The following is a 21551-nucleotide window of genomic DNA, read 5'->3' as shown; positions in this document are numbered from 1 at the left end:
TCCTGCCTCAGCCCTTCCTGCCCCAACGACCGCGTCCGCCCCGGGCGACCACCACGGTGCGCGGTTCGGACCGGCGGCGCGGGGGCGGCGCCTCGTCGCCCTTGCGGCTCATCGCCTTCCGTACGCCGTAGCCGAAGGCGGCGACCTTGACCAGCGGGCCGCCGAAGGTGGAGGCGACCGTGGTGGAGAGCGCGGAGGCGTTGGAGGTGACCTCCTGGACGTCCGTCGCGATCGCGTCGACCCGGTCGAGCTGGGTCTGTGCGGAGCGGACCGTCGCCGAGGCGTCGGTCAGCAGCGGAACCGCCCGCTCCGTCACCTCCGCCACGAGCCGGGTGGTCGCCCTGAGCGTCTGGGCCAGCCTCACCAGCACCACGGCGAGGAAGGAGACCAGGATCGCCCAGAAGACGGCCACCAGGATCCCGGCAACCTCACCACCGGTCACACCGCACCGCTTCCTGTGTCTGTCCGCGCGTTCGCCGGGGAGCCCTGCGATCCGCCGCGGCCTTCTGCGTACGTCGGGATTCGGGGGCGCAGCACGCCTCGAAATCGTCCTTAGACCCTATCGCGATCGGGGTGGCCCCCCATACCGCATTCCCCCGGCCCGCAACAGCACCCGTCCACCGGATTGTACGGACCGCACACGCGCCGGTACGCTCCGTGTTCCATGCGGCGCTCCCCTTGTGACGGCCCCTTTCCGTTCCCCCCGGACGACCGGTCCCAGGGCTCCGATCCCGCTTCGGTGCGGGCCTTCGTCGGCGCTCCTGACGCCCTGCCCGCGCCCGGGTGCCTCCCCCTTCCGCTGAACCGTTTCTTCGGTCGGGTCACCGAGTTGGCCGAGCTGCCCCGGATGCTGGCGGACTCCCGGCTCGTCACGCTCTCGGGGGCGGCCGGCGTCGGCAAGTCCCGGCTCGCGCTGGAGTGCGCCAGCGCTGTGCAGAATCGGTACGCCAATGGCGCGCACCTGGTCGAGCTGGCGACCGTTCGCGATCCGGACCTGGTGGAGCACGCCCTCGTGGAGGCGCTCGGCATCACCGACCAGACGCCCCGCCCCGCCCGGGCGGTCCTGCTCGACCACCTCTCCGGCCGCCGGCTCCTGCTCGTCGTCGACGGTTACGAGCACATCGTGGACGCCTGCGCCGAGGTCCTGGCCGACCTGCTGCGGCACGCCCCCGGACTGACGGTGCTCGCCGCCGGGCGCCGGCCGCTGCGACTGGCGAGCGAGGCGGTCCTGCCACTGGACCCGCTGCCCGAGGAGGACGCCGTCCTGCTCTTCGCCGACCGGGCGGCGCGGGTGCTCCCCGGCTTCCGACTGTCCGACGGGCACGAGGCGTCCGTACGGGAGCTGTGCCGGCGGCTGGACGGCATCCCGCTCGCGCTGGAACTCGCCGCGGGTCGGCTCCCGGTGCTCTCGGTGGACGACATCGTCGCCCGACTCGACGACCGGTTCCGGCTGCTCACCGGCGGAACCAGGGGCGCGCTGCCGCGCCATCGCACCCTGCGCACCGCGGTCGGCTGGAGCCACGAGCTGTGCACGCCCCGGGAGCGGCTGCTGTGGGCCCGGCTCTCGGTCTTCGCCGGGCCGTTCGACCTGGAGGCGGTCGAGTACGTGTGCAGCGGGCCCGACCTGCCCGCCGACGCCGTGCTGGACGTCGTCGGCGAACTGCTCGCCCAATCCGTGCTGACCCGCGAGGACACCCCCGCGGGGGTGCGCTACCGGATGCTCGACACCCTGCGCGCGTACGGGCAGGAGTGGCTGGCCGCCCTCGGCGACGTCCACCGGATGCGCCGACGGCACCGCGACTGGTACGTCGGACTCGCGACCTGGTGCGAGCTGGACTGGTTCAGCCCGCGGCAGGCGGAGGTCGCGGCTCTCGCGGAGGGCGCACTGCCGAATCTGCGGGCGGCGCTGGAGCTGTGCCTGGAGAGCGACGAGGAGGCGCACCTGGGCCAGCACCTCGCGGGCACGCTCTGGTTCTACTGGGTCGGCTGCGGTCGCCTCGCCGAGGGCCGGCACTGGCTCCAGGCCGCCCTCGCCGGCGACGGCGCGCACCAGGAGTCCCGGCTCAAGGCCCTGTGGGTGCTCGGTTACGTGGCGACGCTCCAGGGGGACGCCGCGGCGGGCGCCGGCGCGCTCCACGAGTGCCGCGAGGAGGCCGCCCGCGCGGGCAGCGCGCGGGCCACGGCGTACGCGGTCCACCGCACGGGCTGTCTGGCGCTGCTCTCCGGGGAGCTCATCCGCGCCGAGGACCTGCTGCGGGGAGCGCTCGCCTCCTACCGGGAGCTGGGCGAACTCAACAGCCAGGTGTTGATGGGGCAGGTGGAGCTGGCGATGTCGCTGGCCTTCCAGGACCGGCTCGCGGAGGCGGTGGCGCTGTGCGAGGAGGTCCGGGAGGTCTGCGAGGAGCGCGGGGAGCTGTGGGCCCGGGCGTACGCGCTGTACGTCCTGGCTCACGCGGCCTGGACGCGGGGCGAGACCGCCACCGCACGGGGACTGCTGGTGACGGCCCTGGGCGCGAGCCACCGCTTCCACGACCTGGTGGGGCTGGTGCTGGCGCTGGAGCTGCTGGCGCTCGTCACGGTCGACGAGGGCGACGCGGCGGAGGCCGCCGTGCTCCAGGGCGCGGCGACGCCGGTGTGGGACGCGGTAGGCCTACCGCTCTTCGGCTCGCGCCACTTCGGCGCACCGCGGGCCCTGGCGTACGACCGGGCCCTTGCGGCGCTGGGCGTCGACGCCTACCGAAGCCGAGCACGCGAGGGCCGGGCGCTGCCGCTGGAAGCGGCGGTGCGACGGGCCCTGGGAACGCGAGAGCCCGCCGGCTCCCCCGCCGATGACGGCGGTGGGGAGGCGGCGGGCTGATGCGCGCGGTCGCACCGGGCGCCCGGACCGAGCCGGGCGCGGTGGATCAGCGGGCGTAGTACTCGACGACCAGCTGCTCGTCGCAGATCACGGGGATCTCCTTGCGCTGCGGGTCGCGGTCCAGGCGGAACGCCAGGGCCTTCAGGTTGACCTGCAGGTAGCGCGGGGTCTCGCCGTCGGCCGCGAAGCCACCCTCACGGGCGACCTGGAACAGCGACTTCTCGCGGGAGCGCTGGCGGACCATCACGACGTCGTCGGGACGGACGCGGAAGGACGGCTTGTCGACCTTGCCGCCGTTGACCTCGATGTGGCCGTGGACGACCATCTGACGGGCCTGGTAGATGGTGCGGGCGATGCCCGAACGCAGCACCAGGGCGTCGAGGCGACGCTCCAGCTCGACGACGAGCGCCTCGCCCGTCTTGCCCTCGGCCTTGCGGGCGCGGTCGTAGGCGCGGGCCATCTGGCGCTCGCTGATGTCGTACTGGGCGCGCAGGCGCTGCTTCTCCAGCAGACGGACCTTGTAGTCCGAGTTCTGCTTGCGACCACGGCCGTGCTCGCCCGGCGGGTACGGGCGGGCCTCGAAGTACTTGACGGCCTTCGGCGTCAGGGCGATGCCGAGGGCACGGGACTTCTTGACCTTGGGACGCGACTGGTTAGGCACGTTCTCCAGACCTCCGAAATAGGTTAGGTTAGGCTCACCTTACTCAAGGAGATCGCATGTCTCGCCCTGGGAACACCAAGCGCATCACGGACAGCACAAAAGAAGCCGACGCTACTCATAGGAGCGTCGAGGCGACGGAGGTCCGATCAGCTCATGGTCAGCCGCGTCCCAGCGGGCTTGATATCACTCGGATGCCGTCAGCAGCCGAGCGCACACGAACTCTCGTACAGAGTACATGCTCAGCCGTGCTCCTCGTCCCGGGCCTGGACGGCATCCCCCAGGAGCTGCTCGCCCCCCAGGCGCGCGTGGTGGGCTGCGACGGCGAGGTGTTCCTGCTCTTTCCCGCCGACTCCCCCGTGGTGCGCGCCGCCACGCACGCCCAGGACGACGAGCTGTCCGCGGTCCTGGAGGTCACGGACGTGGCTCCGGTCGCCGTGCCGCACCGCATCCGGGGCCGCGCCTGGGCCTCCGGCTGGCTCACCCGGGCCCCCGGGCTGGCCGAACCGGGCGGGATGATGCTCCGGCTCGAAGTGGGCGAGCTGTCCGTGGACGACCTGTGGGGCGCGTCCGCCGTGGACCCGGAGGAGTTCGCCCGGGCCCTGCCCGACCCGCTCGTGGCCCACGAGACGGAGCTGCTCCAACACCTGCACGCGGCGCACGGCCCGCAGGTGCAGGAGTTGTGCGCACTCCTCGGCGAGCGGGCGCAGGAGCTGTCGGGGGCGACGGTCGAGCAGCAGGCGCGGGGGCTGCGTGCCGTACCGCTCGCGCTCGACCGGTTCGGACTGCGGGTGCGCTTCACCGGGGAGCGGTGCTTCGACGCCCGCTTCGACTTCCCCGAGCCGGTGCGGGACGTCGTCGAGCTGCGCCGCGCGATGCACCTGCTCTTCGAGGCCGCCGCGCACTGACGCCGGCCGGACGGCGAGGTCAGCTGCCGCGCAACCGCTCGCGCACCTTCTCCACCACGTCCGCGTACCGCGCTTCGGCGCCGTATCGCGTGGGTTCGTAGTACGTCTTGCCGTGGACGGCGTCGGGGGCGTACTGCTGGGCGGCGATGGCGCCGGGGACGTCGTGCGGATAGACGTAGCCCTGGGCGTGGCCGAGGGCCTTCGCGCCCTTGTAGTGCCCGTCGCGCAGGTGCTGGGGGACCGGGCCGGCGAGGCCGGCGCGCACGTCGGCGAGGGCCGCCCCGATGGCCGTGGTCGCGGCGTTCGACTTCGGGGCGAGGGCCAGCGCGATGGTGGCGTGGCTCAGGGTCAGCGCCGCCTCCGGGAAACCGATCATGGCCACCGCCTGGGCCGCGGCGACCGCCGTGGGCAGCGCGGTCGGGTCGGCGAGCCCGATGTCCTCACTGGCGGAGATCATCAGTCGGCGCGCGATGAACCGGGGGTCCTCCCCCGCCTCGATCATGCGGGCCAGGTAGTGCAGGGCGGCGTCCACGTCCGAGCCGCGGATCGACTTGATCAGCGCGCTGGCCACGTCGTAGTGCTGGTCGCCGTCGCGGTCGTACTTCACCGCGGCGCGGTCGACGGTCTCCTCCACCGTGAGCAGGGAGATCTCCCGCTCGCCCTTGTCGAGCGCGGCGCCGGCCGCGGCCTCCAGGGCGGTCAGCGCCCGGCGCGCGTCGCCGCCGGCGATGCGCAGCAGGTGCGCCTCGGCGTCCGCGCCGAGTTCGACGGCGCCGGCCAGACCCCGCTCGGCGGTGAGCGCGCGCCGCAGCAGACCCCTGAGGTCGTCGTCGGTCAGCGGCTCCAGCGTCAGCAGCAGGGAGCGGGAGAGCAACGGGGAGATCACGGAGAAGTACGGGTTCTCGGTGGTCGCGGCGATCAGGGTGACCCAGCGGTTCTCCACGGCGGGGAGCAGGGAGTCCTGCTGGGCCTTGGAGAAGCGGTGGATCTCGTCGAGGAAGAGGACCGTCTCCTTGCCGAACCCGCCGGCGGCCCGGCGGGCGCCGTCGATGACGGCGCGCACCTCCTTGACGCCCGCGGTGATCGCCGACAGCTCCGTGAAGCGCTTGTCGGTCGCCTGGGAGACCACGTACGCCAGGGTCGTCTTGCCGGTGCCGGGCGGGCCCCAGAGGATCACGGACGACGCTCCGGCCGGACCGTTCCCGCTCCCGACGAGCCGGCGCAGCGGTGAGCCGGGCTTGAGCAGGTGCTGCTGGCCGACGACCTCGTCGAGGTCGCGCGGACGCATCCGGACGGCCAGGGGGCTGCTGGACGGGTCCTTCTCCTGGCGTTCTTCGGCGGCGGCGGTAAAGAGGTCGGGCTCCACGCTGAGAAGCCTATGTCAGCCCACTGACACGGCTGCCGGCGCCGGCCCCGCTCCGGGCCGGGTCAGCTGGTCCAGAAGTCCCACCAGCGGGTCAGGACCAGCATGCCGATGATCCCGATCCACAGCACCGGCGGCATCCAGTGGAACTCCACGAGCCCGCGGCGCAGCCCCTCGGGGACCTTGATGATCCGGTGCCGGACGTTGTGCACCGTGACGTAGCAGAACATCACGATCGTGGCGGCCCAGGCCAGCGAGCACCACAGGCAGAGCGAGCTGATGTTGTACAGCGACTGGTACATCAGCCACATGCAGAAGCCGACGCCGAAGAGGCAGCCGGCGTTCAGGCCCAGCCAGTACCAGCGGCGGTGGCGGGCGCCGGCGAGCAGTCCGACGCCGATGGCGATCACCATGGAGTACGCGACGAGCCCCAGCATCGGGTTCGGGAAGCCGAACACCGACGCCTGCTCGCTCTTCATGATGTTGCCGCAGGAGACCACCGGGTTCAGGCTGCACCCCGGGGTGAACGACGGGTCTTCGAGCAGCTTGAACTTGTCGAGGGTGATGACCCAGGCGGCGAGCAGGCCCGCCGCTCCGGTGATCACCAGCAGCCAGGCGAAGGGACGGCTGCCGCCGATCGCGGTCGGGGTGTCGTCCGTCTGCTCGTCCGGGGTCACGTCGCCCACCGTCGCTGTCGCCATATCGCTCTCGCCGTTCGTTCCGTCGCCGTGGCCTGCTCGGGCAGGGTCATTGTGCCGCACGGACCTGGGTGTCCATCGTTCGACGGACAAGGCGATGGACACATGGTCGTACCGGTCCTCACGCTCCGTGAGCAGGGTGGAGGGCATGAGAGAACTCGCGGTGAGCGTGACGGGGCTCCGCAAGCGGTACGGCGGCGTGACGGCGGTTGACGGGCTGGACCTGGGCATCCGCCGTGGTGAGGTGTTCGGCCTGCTGGGACCCAACGGCGCCGGCAAGACGACCACGGTGGAGATCCTCCAGGGACACAGGAGTCGGGACGGAGGCGAGGTGACCGTCCTCGGCCGCGACCCAGCGGCCGGAAATCGCCGTTGGCGGTCTCGAATTGGCGTCGTCTGGCAGGATGAATCAGCACCCGCCGAGTTGACGGTGCGGGAGACGGTGTCGCACTTCGCGCACTACTACCCCGCCCCGCGCGACCCCGACGAGGTGATCGAGCTGGTGGGGCTCCGCTCGAAGGCGAACGACCGCGTCGGAGCGCTCTCCGGCGGGCAGCGGCGCCGGCTGGACGTCGCTCTCGGGGTGATCGGCCGCCCCGAACTGCTGCTCCTCGACGAGCCCACCACCGGCTTCGACCCCGCGGCCCGACGACAGTTCTGGTCCCTGATCCGGCTGTTGGCCGGCGAGGGCACCACCATCGTGCTCACCACCCACTACCTCGACGAGGCCGAGGCCCTGGCCGACCGGATCGCGGTGATCACCCGGGGCAGGGTCGTCGCCGAGGGCAGCACCGACGTCCTGCGCGAGCGGTACGGGGCACGGGCCGCGGTCGCCTGGACCGACCTGGACGGCACCCGGCGCCACGAGCACACCACCACCCCCACCCGTACCGTCGTCGACCTCGCGCAGCGGCTGGGCGGCGAGCTGCCCGGGCTCACGATCACCCGGCCCACCCTGGAGGACGTGTACCTCCGGCTCACCGAGCAGGACGACACCGGCCGGGCCGCGGATACTCCCCGGGGCGGTGCGTCGTGAAGCGCCTCCACCCCCGGCACACCGCGCCCGCGCCGTCCACGGCCCGCGGCGACGGTCCCCCGCTGCCCGGCGCCTGGCGACTGGGCCTGCTGCGCGGCGCCCTGGAGGTGCGGACCTTCTTCCGCCAGCGCGAACAGGCCGTCTTCACCTTCGCGTTCCCCATCGTGCTGCTGGTGCTCTTCGCCTCCGTCTTCGGCGACGACGCGAAGCCCGGCGGCGTCACCGCGGCCCAGCTGTACGTCCCGGCGATGATCGCCGCCGGGATCATGTCGACCAGCTTCCAGTCGCTCGGCGTCTCGATCGCCGTCGAACGGGAGTCGAAGCAGCTCCGCCGGCTCCAGGGCACGCCGATGCCGCCGGCCGCGTACTTCTTCGGCAAGATCTGGCTGGTCCTGGTCACCGGCGCGCTGGAGACCGCGGCCCTGTTGGCCGTCGGCAGCCACCTCTACGACGTCGACCTCCCGTCGGGGGCGGGCGACTGGTTCGCCTTCGGTTGGATCTTCGTCCTCGGACTGACCTCGTGCACCCTGCTGGGGATCGCGATCAGCAGCGTCCCGAAGTCGGCGCAGAGCGCGTCCTCCGTCGTCACGCTGCCGTTCCAGGTCCTCCAGTTCATCTCGGGCGTGTATATCGTGATCACCAGCCTGTCCGACTGGATGCTGGGCATCGCGGCGCTCTTCCCGCTGAAGTGGATGGTCCAGGGGCTGCGGGGGGTGTTCCTGCCGGAGTCCGCCCGGGTGCTGGAGCCCGCCGGCTCCACCGAATTCGGGATGGTCGCCCTGGTCCTGGGCGCGTGGTGCATCGGAGGACTGGTGCTGTGCCTGCTGACGTTCCGCTGGAAGAGCAACGACGGTCGCTGACGGCCGGATCCCGACGCGGCGCCTCCCACGTGTGGGAGCGGACCAGCCGGGCGTGGGACGCCTACTTCGCCGTGGTGTGGGTGACCGCCCTCGTCGTCACCCTCACCACGGCCGACCACTCCGACGCGCAACGGCTGGTCGCGGCAGGGCTGCTGGCGCTGCTGATGCCGTGGTACCTGGTCTTCGGGCGGCGCCAGTTGGCGCGGCCGGAGGTCGACGAGCGGCAGGCGCGGATCTACGTCGCGGGGGCGGTCGTCCTCTACGTACCGCCCGCGGCGATGGTGGCCGACATCAAGCTCGCCGTCTTCGCCCTGCTGCCGCAGTGCTTCATGCTGCTGCGGATGCGCGCCGCGCTGGTGACCGCGGCGCTGGTGACCCTGGTGCCGGTGGCGACCTGGGCGGTGTGGCGCAGTCCGCCCGGGCACACCGTGTTCTCCGTCTTCCTGTCGGCGGCGACCGCGCTCGCCTTCTCCGTGGTCTTCGGCCACTGGATCATGCGGGTCATCGACCAGAGCCGGGAGCGGGCGGAGCTGATCGCCGAGTTGGAGGCCCGGCGCGAGGAGCTGGCCCGGCTGTCGGCCGCCCACGGGGCGCTCGCCGAGCGCGAGCGGATGTCCCGGGAGATCCACGACACCCTCGCCCAGGGCTTCACCAGTCTGCTGATGCTGGTCCAGGCCGTGGAGGGCGAGCTGGACCGGGACCCGGACGGGGCCCGGCGCCATCTGGGGATGATGGAGCAGACCGCGCGCCAGAACCTCGCCGAGGCCCGGGCGCTGGTCGCCGGCGGTGCACCGGCGGAACTCGACGGCAGTTCGCTGCCCGACGCGCTGCGCCGGCTCGCCGAGCGGCACGCGCCGCCGGCCCGGGTGACGGTGACGGGCGCCGGACGCCCCCTGGCGCCGGACCTGGAACTGGTGGCGCTGCGCGCCTGCCAGGAGGCCCTGGCCAACGCCGCCAAGCACGCCGGCGCCGGTGCCGAGGTGAGCATCGGCCTCGACCGCACGGACGACGAGCTGCGGCTCCGCGTCCACGACACCGGGCAGGGCTTCGACACCGCCGCGCCGCCCACGGGCTTCGGGCTCCGTGGCCTGCGCGCCCGGGCGGCCGAGGTCGGCGGCCGGGCCGAGGTGCACAGCGCCCCGGGCGAGGGCACCATCGTCTCCGTCACGCTGCCGATCCCCCCGCCCCGCCCCGAGGAGGGCCTTCGATGATCCGGATCCTGCTGGTCGACGACCACCCCGTGGTCCGCGAGGGGCTGCGCGGCATGCTCGGCGCCGAGCCCGACCTGGAAGTGGTCGGCGAGGCGTCCAGCGGACCGCAGGCCGAAGCCCTGAGCGCCCGGTTGCGCCCCGACATCGTGCTGATGGACCTGCGGATGCCGGGCGGCTCGGGCGTCGATTCGATCACCCGGATGCGGTCGGCCGGACTGCCCTGCCGCGTCATCGTCCTCACCACGTACGAGACGGACTCCGACATCCTGCGCGCGGTCGCCGCGGGCGCCGCCGGCTATCTGCTCAAGGACCTGGCCCGCGACGAACTCGCCGGGGCGATCCGGGCCGCCGCGCGCGGCGAGACCGTCCTCGCGCCCTCCGTTGCCACCCGGCTCGTCGACCGGCTGCGGGAGCGGCCCGAGCGCCCCCATCTGTCCGAGCGGGAGACGGCGGTGCTGCGGCTGGTCGCGGAGGGGTGCACGAACGCGGAGATCGGCCGCCGGCTGTTCATCGGCGAGTCCACGGTGAAGACGCACCTGCTGCGGGTGTTCGCCAAGCTGGAGGTGGACGACCGGACGGCGGCGGTGACCCGGGCGATGCGCTGGGAGCTGCTGTGACGAGGGCCCGCGGAACGAAGTGACGCTTCGTTCCGCGGGCCCTCGCCCTTGCTTCCGTCGTGCCTCAGGCCAGTCGGGCCCGGACCGTCTCGGTCACGTCCGCGAGCGGCACGGGGCCCTGCTCACCGGACTCCATGTCCTTCAGCTGCACGTGGCCCTCGGCCAGATCGCGCTCGCCGGCGACGATCGCGTACCGCGCACCGCTGCGGTTGGCCGCCTTCATGGCGCCCTTCAGACCCCGGCCGCCGTACGCGAAGTCGGCGGCGACGCCCACCTTGCGCAGCCGGGTGACCACGCCGAAGAGCACCCGGCGGGCCTCCTCGCCCAGCGGGACCGCGTACACGCTGGTGGCCGGCGGAACGTCGAGCGCGACGCCCTCCGCCTCCAGCGCCAGCACCGTGCGGTCGACCCCGAGGGCCCAGCCCACGGACGGCAGCGCGGGGCCGCCGATCATCTCCGACAGGCCGTCGTACCGCCCGCCGCCGCCGACCGCGGACTGCGAGCCGAGGCCGTCGTGGACGAACTCGAAGGTGGTGCGGGTGTAGTAGTCCAGGCCACGGACGAGGCGGTCGTCGTCCTCGAAGGAGACGCCCTCCTCGGAGAGCAGCTCCCTGACCTCCTTGTGGTACGCCCGGCAGTTCTCGCACAGGTGGTCGCGGAGCACCGGCGCGTCGACGAGCTGCTTGCGCACCTCGGGCCGCTTGTCGTCGAGGACCCGCAGCGGATTGATGTCGATCCGGCGCCGGGTGTCCTCGTCGAGGTCAAGTCCGAGCAGGAAGGCCACCAGCGCCTCGCGGTAGCGCGGCCGGCACTCCTGGTCGCCCAGCGAGTTCAGCAGGATCCGGAAGTGGCGCAGCCCCAGCGAGCGGTACGCCTGGTCCGCCAGGATGATCAGCTCGGCGTCCAGCGCCGGGTCCTCGGCGCCGATGGCCTCGGCGCCGACCTGCGAGAAGTGACGGTAGCGACCGGCCTGGGGGCGCTCGTAGCGGTAGTACGAGCCGGAGTACCAGAGCTTCACCGGCAGCGAGCCCTGCTTGTGCAGATTGGCTTCCAGCGCGGCGCGCAGCACGGAGGCGGTGCCCTCGGGGCGCAGCGCCAGGTGGCTGCCGCCCTTGGTGGTGAGGGTGTACATCTCCTTGGTGACGATGTCGGTGGACTCGCCGACGCCGCGGGCGAAGAGTTCGACGTCCTCGAAGCCGGGGGTCTCCACGTAGCCGTAGCCGGAGTTCCGCAGCGGCGTGGCGAGCGCCTCCCGGACCGCGAGGAAGGTCGCGGAGTCGGGCGGCAGCAGGTCGTACGTGCCCTTGGGGGCCTTGAAAGTGCTCACGGAAGTCTCTTCGTTCACATTCCTCGTCGGGGAGCGTCCGCGCTCCCGAGGCCGGTCGCCACCGCCCGCAGATGGGGGTTGGCGGTGCGTTCGCGGCCGATGGTCGTCTGGGGACCGTGTCCCGACAGGACCACGGTCGAGTCGTCGAGCGGCAGGCACACGCGTGCCAGCGATTCGAGCAGCTCGCCCTGGTCGCCCCCGGGCAGGTCGGTGCGTCCGACGGAGCCGGCGAAGAGCAGGTCGCCCGAGAAGAGGACCGGTGGTACGTCACCGGCCTCGGGCGTCCCGAACGTCACCGACCCCTTGGTATGGCCGGGGGCGTGGGAGACGGTCAGCTCCAGACCGGCGAGGTCGAGCCGGGCGCCGTCGGTCAGCTCGTGCACGTCGGACGGCTCGCCGACGGTCAGCTCGCCCAGGAGCCGGGCCCCGAAGGAGCGCCCGAGCGCCTTCTCCGGGTCGCTCATCATGTACCGGTCGGACGGGTGGATCCAGGCGGGCACGTCGTGGGCGCCGCACACCGGGACGACCGAGGCCACGTGGTCGATGTGGCCGTGCGTGAGGACGACGGCGACCGGCTTGAGCCGGTGCTTGGCCACGGTCTCGGCGACGCCCTCGGCGGCCTGGTGACCTGGATCGACGATCACGCACTCCTCGCCAGCGGCGGGGGCGACCAGATAGCAGTTGGTCCCCCAGGCCCCTGCGGGGAACCCGGCAATCAGCACGTTCGTCCTCATCGGGTCGGGGATGGGCCGTTGCGCAGACAAGCAACAGGTCAGAGCCTACCGGCCCTGCTGCTCGCACAGCGAACCCGTATACGGTACGGGCACGCGCGACGTTCTGATGCGTGCGCACGGCCTTGGTACTCAAGGACACCGACGACACTGAAGAGCACTGAAGAGGAGCGGAACTCGGTGGTCAACAGCGATCAGCGGCGCCGGCAGCTGGCCCGCGAGAAGTTCGAGCGTCAGCAGCAGCGCCGCGCAGCGGCCCGCAGACGCAAGCAGCGCAACTCGGTCATCGCGGCGGCGGTGGTCGTGGTGCTGATCAGCGGTGCGGTGGCTGCGGCGACCATCGTCGGCAGCGACGACAACGGTGACAAGGCCGACCAGCAGACGGCGGCGGACCAGAACTCGCAGGCGCCCCCGAGCCCCGAGCCGGAGGAGCCGAAGGTCCCGGAGCCGAAGATGGCGATCGACGCCAAGGCCCCGTACACGATGACGCTGGAGACCAACCACGGTCCGGTCGCGGTCGCGATGGAGGCCGGGAAGACGCCGCGCACGGTGAACTCCTTCAAGTCGCTCGCCGACAAGGGCTACTTCAACGGCACCAAGTGCCACCGGCTCACCACGCAGGGCATCTTCGTGCTCCAGTGCGGCGACCCGAAGGGCGACGGCACGGGCGGCCCCGGCTACAACATCCCCGACGAGAACCTGGCCGCGCTCGGCAAGGCGGGTGCGGACGGCAAGGTGACCTTCCCCGCGGGCACCGTGGCGATGGCCAACACCGGGGCGCCGAACTCCGGCGGCAGCCAGTTCTTCCTGGTCTACAAGGAGACCAAGCTGCCGCCGTCGTACACGCCGTTCGGAAAGATGGACGAGGCCGGGCTCAAGACGGTGCAGAAGGTCGCCGAGGCCGGGGTCGAGGGCGGCGCCGGCGACGGGGCGCCGAAGTCGGCGGTCACCGTGAAGAAGGCGGCCGTGAGCAAGGGGTGACGGTCCGGGCGACCCCGGTGCGCCCCGGGTGGCCGCCCCGGCGCGGGAGGGTTGGAATTCGCGCGCGCTGAGTGCGGACAGCCGGGCGACCGGTCGCCTAGATTGGCGTTGTGCAGGGCGGGCGTAGCTCGCCCCAGGAAACTGTGGACGATGCCCGGGGGACCTCCCCCGTCGGCATCAGGTGGAGGAGGCGCTGTGAGCAGCGACCCGTGGGGCCGTGTCGATGAGACGGGCACCGTGTACGTGCGTACTGCCGACGGGGAGAAGGTCGTCGGTTCGTGGCAGGCCGGGACCCCCGAGGAGGCCCTGGCCTATTTCGAGCGCAAGTACGAGGGCTTGGTGGTCGAGATCGGCCTCCTCGAAAAGAGGGTGAAGACCACCGACCTGTCGGCCAAGGACGCGCAGACGGCGATCGACCACCTGCGCCAGCAGGTGGTCGAGCATCACGCCGTGGGCGACCTCGACGCGCTGGGCAAGCGGCTGGACGCCCTGGTCGAGACGGTCGACAAGCGCCGCGAGGAGCGCAAGGTCCAGCGGGCGAAGCAGCACGACGAGGCGCGCCGCGCCAAGGAGGAGCTGGTCGCCGAGGCGGAGGAGCTGGCGCAGAGCGAGCAGTGGCGGACGGCCGGCGAGCGGCTGCGGTCCCTGGTCGACACCTGGAAGGGGCTGCCCCGCCTCGACCGGAAGTCCGACGACGAGCTGTGGCACCGCTTCTCGCACGCCCGCTCGGCCTTCTCCAAGCGCCGCAAGGCGCACTTCGCCTCGCTGGACGCGCAGCGCGAGGAGGCCCGCAAGACGAAGGAGCGGCTGGTCTCCGAGGCCGAGGCGCTCTCCGGGTCCACGGACTGGGGCACCACCGCCGCGCGCTACCGCGAGCTGATGGCGGACTGGAAGGCGGCCGGCCGGGCGCAGCGGGAGGCCGAGGAGGACCTGTGGAACCGTTTCCGCGGTGCCCAGGACGTCTTCTTCGCGGCGCGCAGCGAGGTCTTCGCCGAGCGTGACGCCGAGCAGGCGGAGAACCTCAAGCTCAAGGAGGAGCTGGCGGTCGAGGCGGAGAAGCTGGTGCCGGTGACGGACCTGAAGGCCGCCCGGTCCGCGTTCCGCGCGATCAACGAGCGCTGGGAGGCCGTCGGCCACGTGCCGCGGGACGCCCGGGCCCGCATCGAGGGCCGGATGCACACGGTGGAGCGCGCCCTCCAGGAGTCCGAGGACAACGAGTGGCGCCGGACGAACCCGGAGGCCCGGGCGCGGGCCGCGGGTCTGACGGGCCAGCTCCAGGCGGCCGTCGACAAGCTCCGCACCCAGATCGACGCGGCGCGGGCCGCCGGCAACAACGCCCGGGCCGACAAGCTCGCCAAGGAGTTGGAGGGCCGCCAGGCCCTGCTGGACCAGGCGCTGAAGGGCCTGGAGGAGTTCGGCGGCTGACGCCGACCCGACCCGTACGACGCCGTGGGCCCCGCCTCCCCTGGAGGCGGGGCCCACGGCGTTCGGGCACCGGGGGTCAGGGGCGCCTGGCCGAGGTGACCCGGTAGACGTCGTACACGCCCTCCACGCCCCGCACCGCCTTCAGCACGTGGCCGAGGTGCTTGGGGTCGCCCATCTCGAAGGTGAACCGCGAGGTGGCCACCCGGTCGCGGGAGGTCTGGACCGCGGCCGACAGGATGTTGACGTGCTGGTCGGACAGGACCCGGGTGACGTCCGACAGCAGCCGGGACCGGTCCAGCGCCTCCACCTGGATGGCGACCAGGAAGACGGAGGACTGGGTGGGGGCCCACTCCACGTCGAGGATCCGCTCGGGCTGCTGCGACAGGGAGTCGACGTTGACGCAGTCGGCCCGGTGCACGGAGACGCCGCTGCCGCGGGTGACGAAGCCGATGATCGGGTCGCCGGGCACCGGGGTGCAGCAGCGCGCCAGCTTCACCCAGACGTCCTCGACGCCCTTGACCACGACCCCGGGGTCGGCGTTCGAGCGGCGCTTGCCGCTGCGGCCCCGGGCCGGCGGCGCCGACTCGGCGATGTCCTCGGTGGCGGCCTCCTCGCCGCCGAGCGCCTGCACCAGCTTCTGCACGACGCCCTGCGCGGCCACGTGGCCCTCGCCGATCGCCGCGTACAGCGACGAGATGTCCGGGTAGCGCATCTCGTGGGCGAGGGTGACGAGGGAGTCGCCGGTGAGGATCCGCTGGATCGGCAGGTTCTGCTTGCGCATGGCCCGGACGATGGCGTCCTTGCCCTGCTCGATCGCCTCGTCGCGGCGCTCCTTGGAGAACCAGGCGCGGATCTTGTTGCGGGCCCGGGGCGACTTGACGAAGCCCAGCCAGTCGCGGGAGGGCCCGGCGCCCTCCGCCTTGGAGGTGAAGACCTCCACCAGGTCGCCGTTGTCGAGGGTCGACTCCAGGGGGACGAGCCGACCGTTGACCCGCGCCCCTATCGTGCGGTGGCCCACTTCCGTGTGGACGGCGTACGCGAAGTCGACGGGGGTGGCGCCGGCGGGCAGCGCTATCACGTCGCCCTTGGGCGTGAAGACGAAGACCTCGTTGCGGGAGAGGTCGAAGCGCAGCGACTCCAGGAACTCCGAGGGGTCCTCGGTCTCCTTCTGCCAGTCCAGGAGCTGGCGCAGCCACGCCATGTCGTTGAGGTGGTCGTCCTTGCCGGACTTCCTGGGCACGTCGGTGCGCACCTTGGAGGCGCCGGCGACGGCCTCCTGCTTGTACTTCCAGTGCGCGGCGATGCCGTACTCGGCACGGCGGTGCATGTCGAAGGTGCGGATCTGGAGCTCGACCGGCTTGCCGTTGGGTCCGATGACCGTCGTGTGCAGCGACTGGTACATGTTGAACTTCGGCATCGCGATGTAGTCCTTGAACCGGCCGGGGACCGGGTTCCACCGCGCGTGGACGGTGCCGAGCGCCGCGTAGCAGTCCCGGACGGTGTCGACCAGGACCCGGATGCCGACCAGGTCGTAGATCTCCGCGAAGTCCCGACCGCGGACGATCATCTTCTGGTACACGCTGTAGTAGTGCTTGGGCCGACCGGTGACGGTGGCCTTGATCCGGGCGGCGCGCAGGTCGGACTGGACCTCGTCGGTCACTATGGCCAGGTACTCGTCGCGCTTGGGCGCCCGCTCGGCGACCAGCCGCACGATCTCGTCGTACATCTTGGGGTAGAGGATCGCGAAGGCGAGGTCCTCCAGCTCCCACTTGATGGTGTTCATGCCCAGCCGGTGCGCCAGCGGGGCGTAGATCTCCAGCGTCTCGCGGGCCTTCTTCTCCTGCTTCTCCCGCTTGAGGTAGCGCATGGTGCGCATGTTGTGCAGCCGGTCCGCGAGCTTGATCACCAGGACCCTGGGGTCCTTCGCCATGGCGACGACCATCTTGCGCACGGTCTCCGCCTGCGCCGCCTCGCCGAACTTGACCTTGTCCAGCTTGGTGACGCCGTCGACGAGCAGGGCGACCTGGTCGCCGAAGTCGCGGCGGAGGGTGTCGAGGCCGTACTCGGTGTCCTCGACGGTGTCGTGCAGCAGCCCGGCCATCAAGGTGGCGGGGTCCATGCCCAGCTCGGCGAGGATGGTGGTCACGGCGAGGGGATGGGTGATGTACGGATCGCCGCTCTTGCGCTTCTGACCGCGGTGCCAGCGCTCCGCGACCTGGTACGCCTTCTCGATCTGGCGGAGCGTGGCGGTCTCGATCTTGGGGTCGTTGCCGCGGACGATCCGCAGCAGCGGCTCCAGGACGGGGTTGTACGGGGACGAGCGCTGCACGCCGAGCCGGGCGAGGCGGGCGCGGACCCGGTTGGACGAGCCTCCGCTGCGCTGTCCGCCGCCGGTGGACCAGGAGGTGCCGGCGGGCGTGGTGCTGCGGCGCACCGCAGACGGGGTGGGCGCGGAGCGCAGGGCGGACGAGGAGGTCGCGCCGGTGCCCTTCGCACGCTCGGGCGCCCCTTGGCCCGTGCGTTCGACGGGCTTCTTCTCGGGCGTGGCTGGGGCCGCTGCGGCCCTTTCGGCCTTGGGGCCGTGCGGTGCGGTGGCGGGACGGGCCTCGTCTGGCAAGAGCGCTCCTCGTGCGGTTCCGGGTCCCCCCGGGACAGGTCCGGAGAGCCCATCGTATCGACCCGGCCGTTCCTGCGCCCCCGTGGCTGGAACAGACCCCTGGGGCTCCGGAATTCCCGGAGCCCCAGGGGTCTGCTGTTTCGGCTGCGTACGGGCCGCTCTCAGAGGGCGAGCAGCGACTCCAGGGGCGCGCCGTCGAGCACCGGCTCCAGCCGGCCGCGACCGCCGAGGAAGCCCAGCTCCATCAGGACGGCGACGCCGGCGACCTCCGCGCCGCCGCGGCGGATCAGCTCCGCAGCGGCGCCCGCGGTGCCTCCGGTGGCCAGCACGTCGTCGATGACCATGACCCGGTCGCCGGGGCACAGGTCCTCGGCGTGGACCTCGATCTCGGCGCTGCCGTACTCCAGGTCGTACGCCTGGGCGAGGGTGGCTCCGGGGAGCTTGCCCGCCTTGCGTACCGGGATGAAGCCGAGGCCGGCGCGGACCGCGACGGGGGCGGCCAGTATGAATCCGCGGGCCTCCAGGCCGACGACCTTGGTCGCGCCGTGGCGTACGCACAGCTCGGTGAGGGCGTCGGTGAGGGCGGTGAACGCCTCCGGATCGGCGAGCAGGGGCGTGATGTCCTTGAACACCACGCCCGGCTGCGGATAGTCCGGGACGTCGCGGATCCGGCTGAGCAGCAGCTCCCGTACGCCCGCGGTCATCGGCGCCGTCCCGAGGACTTGCCCCGACCGCGGCCCCGCGGGCCGACAACGCCGGTGCCGCCCGCGACGGCCGCCGCGGCGTCACCGGGGGCCGCGTCCTGCGGTCCTTCGGCGGCGGGGGCGCCGCCCTCGGTCTCCTCCTGCTCACCGCGGGCCCGCTTGGCGAGCACCCGCTTGCGCAGCGCCTTCATCTGCGGGTCGCGCTCCTTGAAGTCCGCGACCAGCGGGGTCGCGATGAAGATCGAGGAGTACGCACCGGCGGCGAGGCCGACGAAGAGGGAGAGCGAGATGTCGTTCAGCATGCCGGCGCCCAGGAAGCCGCCGCCGATGAAGAGCAGACCGGCGACGGGGAGCAGCGCCACGACGGTGGTGTTGATGGAGCGCACCAGGGTGCCGTTGAGGCTGCGGTTGGCCAGCTCGCTGTAGGTGAAGCGGGTCTGTTTGGTGATGTCCTTGGCGCCCTCTTTGAGTCCGTCGAAGACGACGACGGTGTCGTAGAGGGAGTAGCCGAGGATGGTGAGCAGGCCGATCACCGTGCCCGGGGTGACCTCGAAGCCGACGAGGGCGTAGACGCCGACGGTGATCGTGAGGTCGTGGATCAGGGCGATGAGCGCCGCGAGTGCCATGCGCCATTCGAAGGCGATGGCGAGGTAGATCACCACGAGGACCATGAAGATCGCCAGGCCCTGCCACGCCTTGTTGGCGATCTGCTCGCCCCAGCTGGGGCCGACCAGCTCGGCGTCGATCTTGTCGGCGGAGATCTTCAGGTCCTTGGCCAGGTCGTTCTGGACCTTGGTGGCCGTGGCGGTGTCCAGCTCGCTGACCTGGATGCGCAGGGTGCCGTTGCCCAGCTTCTGGACGATGGCCTGGTGTCCGGACGCCTCTTCCGCGTACTCCTGGGCGTCGCTGACGGAGACGCTGGTCTTCGGGGTGGTGAAGACGGCGCCGCCCTTGAACTCGATGCCCATGTTCAGGCCGCGCACCGCCAGGCCGACGATGGCCGTGATGGTGATCAGGATCGAGACCGCGTACCAGAACTTGCGCTTGGCGACGAAGTCGTAGCCGATCTCGCCGCGGTAGAGCCGGGCGCCGATGGTGCCGAGACGCGACATGCTCACGCCTCCTTCGGGTCGATGGGGGCGGGCGTGCGACGGGTGCGGCGCAGCGGGGGCTGGACGCCCAGCCGCTTGGGGTCGAGCCCGGACCACGGGTGGCCGTTGCCGAAGAACTTCGAGCGGGCGGCCAGCGTCATCAGCGGCTTGGTGAAGAAGAAGACCACGACGACGTCGAGCAGGGTGGTCAGGCCGAGCGTGAACGCGAAGCCCTGGACCTTGCCGACGGTGACGAGGAAGAGCACCGCGGCGGCGAGGAAGGAGACGAAGTCGGAGACGAGGATCGTGCGCCGGGCGCGCGGCCAGGCGCGCTGCACCGCCGGACGCAGGGTGCGGCCCTCGCGGATCTCGTCCCTGACCCGTTCGAAGTACACGATGAACGAGTCGGCGGTGATGCCGATGGCGACGATGGCGCCGCAGACCGCGGGGAGGTTCAGCGCGAAGCCGATGGCGGGGCCGAGCAGCGACATCAGGGTGTAGGTGAGGACCGCGGAGGCCATCAGGCTGAGGATCGCGATCAGCGCCAGGCCGCGGTAGTAGGCCACCAGGTAGATGATGACCAGGGCGAGGCCGATGGCGCCGGCGATGAGGCCCGCGCGCAGCTGCTCGCCGCCGAGGGCGGCGCTGACGGTGGTGACGCTCTGCTCTTCGAAGCTCAGCGGCAGCGCACCGTAGGAGAGGATGTTGCCCAGGTCCTGGGCGGAGTCCTGGTCGAAGTTGCCGGAGATCTCGGCGTTGGCGCTGAGGGTCTGCTTCACCTCGGGGGCCGAGACGACCTCGCCGTCGAGCGCGATGGCGAACTGGTTCATCGGCGGCTGCTGGGTGGACAGCTTGCCGGTGATCTTCTCGAACTTCTTCGAGCCGGACTTGGTGAAGTCCATGGTGACGATCCACATGCCGCGCTGCTGGTCCAGCTGGCCCTTGGCGTCGTCCACGTCCTTGCCGTCGACCTCGGCGGGGCCGAGGACGTACTTCTCCCACTGGCCGGCGCCGTTCTTGCCACAGGCGACGACGGTGTCCTCGGGGCGGTCGGCGTCACCGGCGGCGCTGCGGGCCTTGGGGTCCTCGCAGTTCAGTGCGGCGAAGCGCTTCTGGATGTCACCGTCTGCGGGGGGAGTGCTCGGGTCGGTCTTGGGGGGCTGCGAGGCCCCGTCCGACGGCTTGTCGGAGTCCGCGGACGCGGAGGCCGACGGCGAGGGCGCCTTCAGGCCGTCGGTGACGGCGCGGCCCTGGGTGGTGGCACCGGTGCTGGGCTTGGTGCTCGCCGATCCGGAGGGCGCGGTGGACGGGTTCCCCTTGGCTTTGTCGCCCTCCTTGCCGTCGGCGGAGGCCGACGGGCTGGGCTGCGGGGCGGCTGGGCCTCCGGGGGCGACGGCGAGGACTGGTCGGAAGAACAATTGCGCGGTGGTGCCGACCTGCTTGCGCGCCTGCTCCGAGTCGGTCCCCTTGGGGATGTTGACGATGATGTTCTCGCGGCCCTGGGTCTGGACCTCGGCCTCCGAGACGCCGAGACCATTGACACGGCGCTCGATGATGCCGACCGCCGTGTTCATGTTGGTCTCGTTGATCGCGCTTTCCTTGCCCGGCTCAGCCTTGGCCTTCAGCGTGATCGTCGTACCGCCCGCGAGGTCGATGCCCAGGCGTGGGGTGGTCTCCCCGGACCAGAACATCCCGCCCGTGAGCGCGGCCATCGCGATCAGGATGAAGACCAGGGTGCGCCCCGGCCTCCCCTGACCCCCCGCGGGCCTTCGGCCCCTCTTAGGTGCTGCCACCTTCTCGTTTCTCCCTGTCCAACCGCCCCGCGCCGGGTGTGCGCAGGGGCGGCCACGAAGTGTTGTGGGGCCCAGCCCCCGCAGAAGTCAACACGACCAGGGGACCGCGGGGCACCCTCTGTGCCCCGGCGGTCCCCTTGATGGCTACTTCTCGCCGTCGGTCTTGCTGTCCTTGGACACGGTCCCGTCGTCGGCGGCGTCCGCGGTCGCCTCCGCTTCGGCGTCCTTCTTGCCGAGGTCGACGCGGCCCTCGTCGGACCCCTCGGTCAGCGAGGAGGCGTCGTCCGGCACGGCCGGGATCTCCTCGGCGGGGACGTCGCCGTGGACGATGCGGTTGTACTCCTCGTCGTCGAGGACCGCGCCGATGGCGTTCTTCGCGTAGACGGCGTGGACACCGGGGGCGACCTCAAGGAGCACGGTGTCGTCGCTGATCTCCTTGACGGTGGCGTACATGCCCCCGATCGTCCGCACTCCGGTGCCCGGCTGCATGGAGTCGCGCATGTCGGCGGCCTGCTGCTGCTTCTTCTTGGCGGAGCGCGTCATCAGGAACATGGCCCCGATGAGCACGATGAAGGGGAGGAAGGTCAGGAGACTCACGGGAAGAAACTTCCTTCACACGACCGCGTCGCTGAGGCGGCCTATCTACGGGGGTGGGCACGCCGACCTGGAAGGGC

General features: G+C 71.7%; 19 protein-coding genes. 8 read left to right on the top strand and 11 right to left on the bottom strand.

From position 1 onward, the window contains the following. Nucleotides 1-7 precede the first annotated feature (7 nt). Nucleotides 8-442, bottom strand: a complete 435-nt coding sequence (locus AB0E05_RS25760; RefSeq protein WP_361967511.1) for a DUF948 domain-containing protein — start codon at nucleotides 440-442, stop codon at nucleotides 8-10. A 222-nt stretch (nucleotides 443-664) separates the two neighbouring features. Here AB0E05_RS25760 and AB0E05_RS25755 point away from each other — a divergent pair, with 222 nt between their 5' ends. After that, on the top strand, nucleotides 665-2857 hold the full coding sequence (locus AB0E05_RS25755) for an AAA family ATPase (RefSeq protein ID WP_361967509.1): 2193 nt from the start codon (nucleotides 665-667) through the stop codon (nucleotides 2855-2857). 46 nt (nucleotides 2858-2903) lie between these two features. On the opposite strand, the gene rpsD is transcribed toward AB0E05_RS25755, so the two are convergent. Further along, nucleotides 2904-3518, bottom strand: a complete 615-nt coding sequence (gene rpsD / locus AB0E05_RS25750; RefSeq protein ID WP_361540823.1) for a 30S ribosomal protein S4 — start codon at nucleotides 3516-3518, stop codon at nucleotides 2904-2906. Nucleotides 3519-3709: 191 nt separating this feature from the next. On the opposite strand from rpsD, the gene AB0E05_RS25745 reads away from it, so the two are divergent. Continuing rightward, nucleotides 3710-4423 carry a DUF2470 domain-containing protein gene (locus AB0E05_RS25745; protein ID WP_361967506.1) on the top strand — a complete coding sequence of 238 codons (714 nt, stop codon included), beginning with the start codon at nucleotides 3710-3712 and terminating at the stop codon, nucleotides 4421-4423. Nucleotides 4424-4442: 19 nt separating this feature from the next. On the opposite strand, the gene AB0E05_RS25740 is transcribed toward AB0E05_RS25745, so the two are convergent. Next, nucleotides 4443-5789: a replication-associated recombination protein A gene (locus tag AB0E05_RS25740; RefSeq protein WP_361967504.1), complete on the bottom strand. Its 1347-nt coding sequence runs from the start codon at nucleotides 5787-5789 to the stop codon at nucleotides 4443-4445. A 62-nt stretch (nucleotides 5790-5851) separates the two neighbouring features. Next, nucleotides 5852-6487 carry a vitamin K epoxide reductase family protein gene (locus AB0E05_RS25735; protein ID WP_361967502.1) on the bottom strand — a complete coding sequence of 212 codons (636 nt, stop codon included), beginning with the start codon at nucleotides 6485-6487 and terminating at the stop codon, nucleotides 5852-5854. Nucleotides 6488-6632: 145 nt separating this feature from the next. Between AB0E05_RS25735 and AB0E05_RS25730 the strand changes: the two genes are divergently transcribed. The 4 genes from AB0E05_RS25730 (at nucleotide 6633) to AB0E05_RS25715 (ending at nucleotide 10208) form a co-directional block, all read left to right on the top strand. Further along, a complete protein-coding gene (locus AB0E05_RS25730; RefSeq protein WP_361967500.1) occupies nucleotides 6633-7520 on the top strand; it encodes an ABC transporter ATP-binding protein in 888 nt (295 codons plus the stop codon). 62 nt (nucleotides 7521-7582) lie between these two features. Next, nucleotides 7583-8380, top strand: a complete 798-nt coding sequence (locus AB0E05_RS25725) for an ABC transporter permease (RefSeq protein WP_361967697.1) — start codon at nucleotides 7583-7585, stop codon at nucleotides 8378-8380. Beyond that, nucleotides 8338-9591 (top strand): sensor histidine kinase, encoded by a 1254-nt coding sequence (locus AB0E05_RS25720; protein WP_361967498.1) that lies wholly within the window; start codon nucleotides 8338-8340, stop codon nucleotides 9589-9591. Before AB0E05_RS25725 ends, AB0E05_RS25720 begins: the two co-directional genes overlap by 43 nt. Then, on the top strand, nucleotides 9588-10208 hold the full coding sequence (locus AB0E05_RS25715; protein ID WP_361967495.1) for a response regulator transcription factor: 621 nt from the start codon (nucleotides 9588-9590) through the stop codon (nucleotides 10206-10208). Before AB0E05_RS25720 ends, AB0E05_RS25715 begins: the two co-directional genes overlap by 4 nt. A 64-nt stretch (nucleotides 10209-10272) precedes the next feature. Here AB0E05_RS25715 and hisS read toward each other — a convergent pair whose 3' ends face one another. Next, on the bottom strand, nucleotides 10273-11535 hold the full coding sequence (hisS, locus tag AB0E05_RS25710) for a histidine--tRNA ligase (protein ID WP_361967493.1): 1263 nt from the start codon (nucleotides 11533-11535) through the stop codon (nucleotides 10273-10275). Between the two features lie 14 nt (nucleotides 11536-11549). Next, nucleotides 11550-12257, bottom strand: a complete 708-nt coding sequence (locus tag AB0E05_RS25705) for an MBL fold metallo-hydrolase (protein ID WP_361967695.1) — start codon at nucleotides 12255-12257, stop codon at nucleotides 11550-11552. A gap of 189 nt (nucleotides 12258-12446) precedes the next feature. Between AB0E05_RS25705 and AB0E05_RS25700 the strand changes: the two genes are divergently transcribed. Together AB0E05_RS25700 and AB0E05_RS25695 are read left to right on the top strand one after the other, a co-directional pair. Then, the gene (locus AB0E05_RS25700) at nucleotides 12447-13247 is read left to right on the top strand and encodes a peptidylprolyl isomerase (RefSeq protein ID WP_361967491.1); all 801 of its coding nucleotides are present in this window, start codon (nucleotides 12447-12449) and stop codon (nucleotides 13245-13247) included. A 195-nt stretch (nucleotides 13248-13442) separates the two neighbouring features. Next, the gene (locus AB0E05_RS25695) at nucleotides 13443-14672 is read left to right on the top strand and encodes a DUF349 domain-containing protein (protein ID WP_361967489.1); all 1230 of its coding nucleotides are present in this window, start codon (nucleotides 13443-13445) and stop codon (nucleotides 14670-14672) included. 76 nt (nucleotides 14673-14748) lie between these two features. Here AB0E05_RS25695 and AB0E05_RS25690 read toward each other — a convergent pair whose 3' ends face one another. From AB0E05_RS25690 to yajC, 5 genes are all read right to left on the bottom strand, one after another. After that, nucleotides 14749-17289: a bifunctional (p)ppGpp synthetase/guanosine-3',5'-bis(diphosphate) 3'-pyrophosphohydrolase gene (locus tag AB0E05_RS25690; protein WP_361967487.1), complete on the bottom strand. Its 2541-nt coding sequence runs from the start codon at nucleotides 17287-17289 to the stop codon at nucleotides 14749-14751. 161 nt (nucleotides 17290-17450) lie between these two features. After that, nucleotides 17451-17993 carry an adenine phosphoribosyltransferase gene (locus tag AB0E05_RS25685; protein ID WP_361967485.1) on the bottom strand — a complete coding sequence of 181 codons (543 nt, stop codon included), beginning with the start codon at nucleotides 17991-17993 and terminating at the stop codon, nucleotides 17451-17453. Beyond that, nucleotides 17990-19105 (bottom strand): protein translocase subunit SecF, encoded by a 1116-nt coding sequence (gene secF / locus AB0E05_RS25680; RefSeq protein WP_361967693.1) that lies wholly within the window; start codon nucleotides 19103-19105, stop codon nucleotides 17990-17992. The genes AB0E05_RS25685 and secF overlap by 4 nt, the downstream gene beginning before the upstream one ends. Nucleotides 19106-19107: 2 nt before the next feature. Next, nucleotides 19108-20877, bottom strand: a complete 1770-nt coding sequence (secD, locus tag AB0E05_RS25675; RefSeq protein ID WP_361967483.1) for a protein translocase subunit SecD — start codon at nucleotides 20875-20877, stop codon at nucleotides 19108-19110. A gap of 144 nt (nucleotides 20878-21021) precedes the next feature. Further along, the gene (gene yajC, locus AB0E05_RS25670) at nucleotides 21022-21474 is read right to left on the bottom strand and encodes a preprotein translocase subunit YajC (RefSeq protein ID WP_361967481.1); all 453 of its coding nucleotides are present in this window, start codon (nucleotides 21472-21474) and stop codon (nucleotides 21022-21024) included. Nucleotides 21475-21551: the final 77 nt, after the last annotated feature.

The sequence above is a fragment of the Streptomyces sp. NPDC048057 genome, from assembly GCF_040653095.1.
Classification (GTDB): Bacteria; Actinomycetota; Actinomycetes; order Streptomycetales; family Streptomycetaceae; genus Streptomyces.
The sequence above is the reverse complement of the archived record's forward strand: the minus strand, read 5'-3'. Positions and strand labels throughout refer to the sequence as shown.

Excerpts from the sequence above, each read along its gene's own strand:
- AB0E05_RS25755 (WP_361967509.1), top strand. The coding sequence starts at position 665 with ATGCGGCGCTCCCCTTGTGACGGCCCCTTTCCGTTCCCCCCGGACGAC.
- AB0E05_RS25745 (WP_361967506.1), top strand. The coding sequence starts at position 3,710 with ATGCCGTCAGCAGCCGAGCGCACACGAACTCTCGTACAGAGTACATGC.
- AB0E05_RS25735 (WP_361967502.1), bottom strand. The coding sequence starts at position 6,487 with ATGGCGACAGCGACGGTGGGCGACGTGACCCCGGACGAGCAGACGGAC.
- AB0E05_RS25730 (WP_361967500.1), top strand. The coding sequence starts at position 6,633 with ATGAGAGAACTCGCGGTGAGCGTGACGGGGCTCCGCAAGCGGTACGGC.
- AB0E05_RS25715 (WP_361967495.1), top strand. The coding sequence starts at position 9,588 with ATGATCCGGATCCTGCTGGTCGACGACCACCCCGTGGTCCGCGAGGGG.
- AB0E05_RS25685 (WP_361967485.1), bottom strand. The coding sequence starts at position 17,993 with ATGACCGCGGGCGTACGGGAGCTGCTGCTCAGCCGGATCCGCGACGTC.
- secF (WP_361967693.1), bottom strand. The coding sequence starts at position 19,105 with ATGTCGCGTCTCGGCACCATCGGCGCCCGGCTCTACCGCGGCGAGATC.